Annotated in this window: 7 protein-coding genes; 6 read left to right on the top strand and 1 reads right to left on the bottom strand. The window is 58.5% G+C overall.

The features are described from left to right. Positions 1-98: 98 nt before the first annotated feature. The gene (gene gmhB, locus HMPREF3138_RS17930) at positions 99-662 is read right to left on the bottom strand and encodes a D-glycero-beta-D-manno-heptose 1,7-bisphosphate 7-phosphatase (RefSeq protein WP_038874480.1); all 564 of its coding nucleotides are present in this window, start codon (positions 660-662) and stop codon (positions 99-101) included. A gap of 188 nt (positions 663-850) precedes the next feature. Here gmhB and metN point away from each other — a divergent pair, with 188 nt between their 5' ends. The 6 genes from metN (at position 851) to proS (ending at position 6,445) form a co-directional block, all read left to right on the top strand. Continuing rightward, positions 851-1,882, top strand: a complete 1,032-nt coding sequence (metN, locus tag HMPREF3138_RS17925; RefSeq protein WP_004932012.1) for a methionine ABC transporter ATP-binding protein MetN — start codon at positions 851-853, stop codon at positions 1,880-1,882. After that, positions 1,875-2,528 (top strand): methionine ABC transporter permease MetI, encoded by a 654-nt coding sequence (locus HMPREF3138_RS17920; RefSeq protein WP_038874478.1) that lies wholly within the window; start codon positions 1,875-1,877, stop codon positions 2,526-2,528. Before metN ends, HMPREF3138_RS17920 begins: the two co-directional genes overlap by 8 nt. Positions 2,529-2,567: 39 nt before the next feature. Beyond that, a complete protein-coding gene (locus HMPREF3138_RS17915) occupies positions 2,568-3,383 on the top strand; it encodes a MetQ/NlpA family lipoprotein (RefSeq protein ID WP_038874476.1) in 816 nt (271 codons plus the stop codon). Between the two features lie 114 nt (positions 3,384-3,497). Next, the gene (gene rcsF, locus HMPREF3138_RS17910) at positions 3,498-3,902 is read left to right on the top strand and encodes an Rcs stress response system protein RcsF (protein ID WP_038874474.1); all 405 of its coding nucleotides are present in this window, start codon (positions 3,498-3,500) and stop codon (positions 3,900-3,902) included. Then, a complete protein-coding gene (gene tsaA, locus HMPREF3138_RS17905) occupies positions 3,899-4,606 on the top strand; it encodes a tRNA (N6-threonylcarbamoyladenosine(37)-N6)-methyltransferase TrmO (protein ID WP_038874472.1) in 708 nt (235 codons plus the stop codon). Before rcsF ends, tsaA begins: the two co-directional genes overlap by 4 nt. Before the next feature lie 120 nt (positions 4,607-4,726). Continuing rightward, on the top strand, positions 4,727-6,445 hold the full coding sequence (gene proS, locus HMPREF3138_RS17900) for a proline--tRNA ligase (RefSeq protein ID WP_038874470.1): 1,719 nt from the start codon (positions 4,727-4,729) through the stop codon (positions 6,443-6,445). Positions 6,446-6,472 lie beyond the last annotated feature (27 nt).

Genomic DNA, 6,472 nt, shown 5'->3' with positions numbered 1-6,472 from the left:
CCGTGTCGATGGAGGCGCATTATAGGGAGCCGGTTCAGAATGACAAGCGATAATATGCATTTTTTATCTGACCGCTCACTATTCATTCGTAACGCCTATTAAACCCGCTTTTTGATGGCTGCCGGCAGGTCCGCCAGGCTATTTAGCACCCAATCGGCCAGCTGTTCGCCCTGCTCGGTCACCGGCTTGCCGGTGCGCACCAACACCTTGGTGCCAACGCCGGCCGCGATCGCCGCCTGCATATCTTCCGGTTTATCGCCCACCATATAAGAAGCGGCCATATCGATGTTCAATTCCTGCTGCGCTTGCAGCAGCATACCCGGCTGCGGTTTGCGGCAGTCACACACCTGACGATACTCTTCTATTACTGCCTCCGGATGATGCGGGCAGAAATAGATGCCGTCGAAGTCGACGTCGCGATCGGCCAGCGACCAGTCCATCCACTCGGTCAGGTACATAAATTGGTCTTCGCTGAACTTGCCGCGCGCAATGCCGGACTGGTTGGTCACCATCACCAACGCGAAGCCCATCTTTTTGAGTTCGCGACAGGCGTCAATCACGCCGTCAATAAAGTGGAAGTTGTCGATTTCATGGACATAGCCATGGTCAACGTTAATCGTACCGTCACGATCGAGAAAAATTGCTGGAACGCTTTGTGTCACCGCTTTGCTCCTGAGGGCCTGTATACGCTGACAGTATCGCATGTTTTACCCCGCACTGAGAACGCCGGAGAACGTCGTTGGCCGTTGACTTAGACGTCTAGACGCCTTAACATCTGATCCATACCTTGGTTCCGCGCCGAGGTTTACTTTTATCTAGCCACGGGCAACCACGCTAAAATAAGAAGAATATGATTAAACTTTCTAACATCACTAAAGTGTTCCAGCAGGGTTCGCGCACTATTACCGCGCTCTCTGACGTGACCCTTCACGTCCCTGCAGGGCAAATCTATGGCGTTATCGGGTCTTCCGGTGCCGGCAAAAGCACGCTGATCCGCTGCGCCAACATGCTGGAGCGCCCAACGTCCGGCCAGGTCCTGGTCGATGGTCAGGATCTGACCTCGCTGTCTGAAAGCGAACTGACGCGCGCCCGTCGCCAAATCGGCATGATCTTCCAGCACTTCAATCTGCTCTCTTCCCGCACGGTGTTCGGCAACGTGGCGCTGCCGCTGGAGCTGGACAATACGCCGCGCGCCGAGATCAAAAAGCGCGTGACCGAACTGCTGGAGCTGGTCGGCCTGGCGGACAAGCACGACGCCTACCCGGCCAACCTGTCCGGCGGCCAGAAACAGCGCGTGGCGATCGCCCGTGCGCTGGCCAGCAATCCCAAAGTGCTGCTGTGCGACGAAGCCACCAGCGCGTTGGATCCGGCCACCACCCGTTCCATCCTGGAACTGCTGAAAGACATCAACCGCCGTCTGGGCCTGACCATTCTACTCATCACCCACGAAATGGACGTGGTGAAACGCATCTGCGACCAGGTCGCGGTCATCAGCCAGGGGCAACTGATCGAAAAAGACAGCGTCAGCGAAGTGTTCTCGCACCCGAAAACCCCGCTGGCCCAACAGTTCATTCAGTCCACGCTGCATCTGGATATTCCGGACGACTACGCCGCACGCCTGTCGCCGGAACGTCAGGGCGACCGCCAGCCGCTGCTGCGCCTGGAATTCACCGGCCAGTCGGTCGATGCGCCGCTGCTGTCTGAAGCCGCTCGCCGCTTCAACGTGAACAACAACATTATCAGCGCCCAGATGGATTATGCCGGCGGCGTGAAATTCGGCGTGATGCTGGCGGAGCTGCACGGCAGCGACGAAGACGCGCTGGCGACGATTAAGTTCCTGCAAGAAAATCAGGTAAAAGTAGAGGTTCTGGGTTATGTCTGAGGCAATGATGTGGTTGATGGCGCGTGGCATGTGGGAAACCGTCATGATGACCTTTGTCTCCGGCTTCTTCGGTTTCGTGCTCGGCCTGCCGGTCGGCGTGCTGCTGTATGTCACCCGCCCGGGGCAGATCATCGCCAATAACTCGCTGTATAAAATCCTGTCCGGGCTGGTGAACATCTTCCGTTCCATCCCGTTCATTATCCTGCTGGTTTGGATGATTCCGTTTACCCGCATGATCGTCGGCACCTCTATCGGTCTGCAGGCGGCCATCGTGCCGTTGACCGTGGGCGCCGCACCGTTCATCGCGCGCATGGTGGAAAACGCCCTGCTGGAGATCCCGTCCGGTCTGGTGGAAGCGGCGCGCGCCATGGGCGCCACGCCGATGCAGATCATCAAGAAAGTGTTGCTGCCGGAAGCCCTGCCGGGCCTGGTCAACGCCGCAACCATCACGCTGATCACCCTGGTAGGCTACTCCGCCATGGGCGGCGCGGTCGGCGCCGGTGGTCTGGGCCAAATCGGTTACCAATACGGTTATATCGGTTATAACGCCACAGTGATGAATACCGTATTAGTATTACTGGTAGTTTTGGTTTATCTGATCCAGTTCTGCGGCGATCGCATCGTCAAAGCCGTTACCCATAAATAGTTTCACAGCATGTTAATGCGAGTCTAATGAGGAAGGGATATGTCGTTAAAATTTAAATCCATCGCGGCAATTGGCGCACTGATCGGTACTCTGGCTCTGGCGGGCTGCGGCCAGGATGAAAAGAATCCAAACCACATCAAGGTCGGCGTGATCGTCGGCGCTGAGCAGCAAGTGGCTGAAGTTGCTCAGAAAGTGGCGAAAGAGAAATACGGTCTGGACGTTGAACTGGTGACCTTCAACGACTACGTGTTGCCTAACGAAGCGCTGAGCAAAGGCGATATCGATCTGAACGCCTTCCAGCACAAGCCATACCTGGATCAGCAAATCAAAGATCGCGGCTACAAGCTGGTGCCGGTCGGCAGCACCTTTGTTTACCCGATTGCCGGTTACTCCAAGAAAATCAAATCGCTGGACGAGCTGAAAGACGGCTCTCAGATCGCACTGCCTAACGATCCGACCAACCTGGGCCGTTCGCTGCTGCTGCTGCAGAAAGTCGGCCTGATCAAACTGAAAGACGGCGTTGGCCTGCTGCCAACCGTGCTGGACGTGACCGAGAACTCGAAAAACCTGAAGCTGGTTGAGCTGGAAGCGCCTCAGCTGCCACGTTCCCTGGACGATCAGCAGATCGCGCTGGCAGTGATCAACACCACCTACGCCAGCCAGATCGGCCTGACGCCGGCGAAAGACGGTCTGTTCGTGGAAGATAAAGACTCGCCTTACGTCAACCTGCTGGTTGCGCGCGAAGATAACAAAGATGCGGAAAACGTGAAGAAATTCGTGCAGGCCTATCAGTCTGACGAAGTTGACGCCGCCGCCAACAAAATCTTCAACGGCGGTGCGGTGAAAGGCTGGTAAGCGCTTATTCGCCAATTTTATTCCTATAATTGCAAGACGGGCCAAGGCCCGTCTTGTTATTTCCGCCATAGATTGCTTCAATAGCGCCACTTTCATTAAGGCAGAGGAATCTCAATGCGTGTTTTACCTCTCTGTTTGTTAGCGCTCGCGCTGGCCGGATGTTCATCGCAACGTATCGCGCCGTCCTCAACAAACAGCACCAGCAAGCCGACCACCACCAGCCCGGCCAAGGCCACGCCGGCCGCCCGCCCTGCTCCGGTAAAACTGTACAAAAGTGCAGAAGAGCTCGTGGGCAAACCGTTCCGCGATCTGGGTGAAGTGTCCGGCGAATCGTGCCAAACCACCGTACAAGACTCCCCACCGAATCTGGCCACCGCCCGTAAGCGCATGCAAATCCGCGCGTCTTACATGAAGGCCAACGCCGTGCTGCTGCACGACTGCCAGATTGTCAGCGGCGTCGCCGGTTGTTACCAGCAGGCCGTCTGCCAGGGCTCGGCGCTTAACGTCTCGTCCAAATGACCGAATTCGTTTTCGAGCAGATCGGCGTGATCCGCTCGCCGTATAAAGAAAAATTCGCCGTTCCCCGCCAGCCGGGGCTGGTCGAAGACGGTGGCGGTGAACTGCTGCTGCTGCCGCCCTACAACCAGGCGGAGGCGGTACGCGGCCTCAGCGATTTCAGCCATCTGTGGGTGATGTTCATTTTCCATCAAACCCTGGAAGGCGGCTGGCGGCCGACGGTGCGACCGCCGCGTTTAGGCGGCAATGCCCGCATGGGCGTGTTCGCCACCCGCTCCACCTTCCGCCCCAACCCGCTAGGTATGTCCCTCATTGAGCTGAAAGGTGTGCGGATAAAAAACGGCGACGTGGTGCTGGAGCTGGGCAGCCTCGATCTGGTCGACGGCACCCCGGTGGTGGACATCAAGCCTTATCTGCCGTTCGCCGAGAGCCAGCCGCAGGCCCGCGCCGGCTTTGCCCAGGCCGCGCCCGCCGGCGATATGCCGGTGCGTTTCGCGCCGCAGGCCGAGCAGCAGCTGCAGCAACATCAGGCGCGTTACCCGCAATTAAGGCGTTTTATCAGCCAGGTGCTGGCGCAAGATCCCCGTCCCGCCTATCGTAAAGGAGAGGACGTCGAACGGGATTACGCCGTCTGGCTGCTGGATTTCAACGTGCGCTGGCGCGTCGTGGACGGTCATACCGAAGTGTTGGCGCTCGACCCGCGTTAAAATTCCGCCGCCTCTCTTTTGGCGACCCGCTCGCGCTGGTAAACTAAACCACTTTTGTCACTTTTGGCCGCCACTCTGGCAGCCCGATGCAATTTGCAGTTCTAACGGAACCAAAACACCATGCGTACTAGCCAATATCTGCTCTCCACACTGAAGGAGACACCTGCCGACGCCGAAGTGATCAGCCACCAGCTGATGCTGCGCGCCGGGATGATCCGCAAGCTGGCCTCCGGTCTTTACACCTGGCTGCCGACCGGCCTGCGCGTTCTGAAAAAGGTTGAAAACATCGTTCGCGAAGAAATGAACAATGCTAACGCGATCGAAGTGTCTATGCCGGTGGTTCAGCCTGCCGACCTGTGGCAGGAAAGCGGCCGTTGGGAGCAATACGGCCCCGAGCTGCTGCGTTTCGTCGATCGCGGCGATCGTCCGTTCGTGCTGGGCCCGACGCATGAAGAAGTGATCACCGATCTGATCCGCAACGAGATCAGCTCGTACAAACAGCTGCCGCTGAACTTCTTCCAGATCCAGACCAAGTTCCGTGATGAAGTGCGCCCGCGTTTCGGCGTGATGCGTTCCCGTGAGTTCCTGATGAAGGATTCCTACTCCTTCCATACCTCACAGGAGTCTCTGCAGGAGACTTACGACGCGATGTACGAAGCGTACAGCAAAATCTTCAGCCGCATGGGCCTGGATTTCCGCCCGGTGCAGGCCGATACCGGCTCGATCGGCGGCAGCGCCTCGCACGAATTCCAGGTGCTGGCAGACAGCGGTGAAGACGATATCGTGTTCTCCACCGGTTCCGATTTCGCCGCCAACATCGAGCTGGCGGAAGCGGTCGCGCCGGCAGAGCCGCGCGCCGCGGCCAGCGAAGCGCTGCGCCTGGTGGATACGCCGAACGCCAAAACCATCGTTGAACTGGTCGAGCAGTTCCGGCTGCCGGTGGAAAAAACCGTGAAGACGCTGATGGTGCGCGCCACCGAAGAGAGCGGCCACAAGCTGGTTGCCCTGCTGGTGCGCGGCGATCACGAGCTGAACGAAGTCAAGGCCGAGAAGCTGGCACAGGTTGCCGCGCCGCTGACCTTCGCCACCGAAGAAGAAATTCGCGCCATCGTCGGCGCCGGCCCGGGTTCACTCGGCCCGGTCAACCTGCCGATGCCGGTGGTTGCTGACCGCAGCGTAGCGGCGATGAGCGACTTTGGCGCCGGTGCCAACGTTGACGGCAAACACTACTTCGGCATCAACTGGGAGCGCGATTTGCCGCTGCCGCAGGTGGCCGATATCCGTAACGTGGTGGAAGGCGACGCCAGCCCGGACGGTCAGGGCACGCTGCTGATCAAACGCGGCATCGAAGTGGGCCATATCTTCCAGCTCGGCACCAAGTACTCGGAAGCGATGAAAGCGACCGTGCAGGGCGAAGATGGCCGTAATCAGGTGCTGACCATGGGTTGTTACGGCATCGGGGTCACGCGCGTCGTGGCCGCCGCCATCGAGCAGAACCATGACGAACGCGGCATCATCTGGCCGGACGCCATCGCGCCGTTCCAGGTAGCGATCCTGCCGATGAATATGCACAAGTCGTTCCGCGTGCAGGCGCTGGCCGAAGAGCTGTACAACACCCTCCGTTCCCACGGCATCGACGTGATCCTCGATGACCGCAAAGAGCGCCCGGGCGTGATGTTCGCGGATATGGAGCTGATCGGCGTGCCGCACTCTATCGTTATCGGTGACCGCAACCTCGACAACGAAGAGATCGAGTACAAGAACCGCCGCGTCGGCGAGAAGCAAATGATCAAAACCGGCGAAATCGTTGATTTCCTGCTGGGCCAGATCAAACGCTAAGCGACGAACGTCAGAAAGTAAAAGACC

Source organism: Serratia sp. HMSC15F11 (assembly GCF_001808215.1).
Lineage (GTDB): Bacteria > Pseudomonadota > Gammaproteobacteria > Enterobacterales > Enterobacteriaceae > Serratia > Serratia nevei.
Note: the sequence above shows the minus strand (reverse complement) of the source record. Positions and strands in the feature narration are given on the sequence as shown.

What these genes read in the sequence shown, in the direction of transcription:
- metN (WP_004932012.1), top strand. Translation starts at nt 851, where the DNA reads ATGATTAAACTTTCTAACATCACTAAAGTGTTCCAGCAGGGTTCGCGC.
- HMPREF3138_RS17920 (WP_038874478.1), top strand. Translation starts at nt 1,875, where the DNA reads ATGTCTGAGGCAATGATGTGGTTGATGGCGCGTGGCATGTGGGAAACC.
- HMPREF3138_RS17915 (WP_038874476.1), top strand. Translation starts at nt 2,568, where the DNA reads ATGTCGTTAAAATTTAAATCCATCGCGGCAATTGGCGCACTGATCGGT.
- rcsF (WP_038874474.1), top strand. Translation starts at nt 3,498, where the DNA reads ATGCGTGTTTTACCTCTCTGTTTGTTAGCGCTCGCGCTGGCCGGATGT.
- tsaA (WP_038874472.1), top strand. Translation starts at nt 3,899, where the DNA reads ATGACCGAATTCGTTTTCGAGCAGATCGGCGTGATCCGCTCGCCGTAT.
- proS (WP_038874470.1), top strand. Translation starts at nt 4,727, where the DNA reads ATGCGTACTAGCCAATATCTGCTCTCCACACTGAAGGAGACACCTGCC.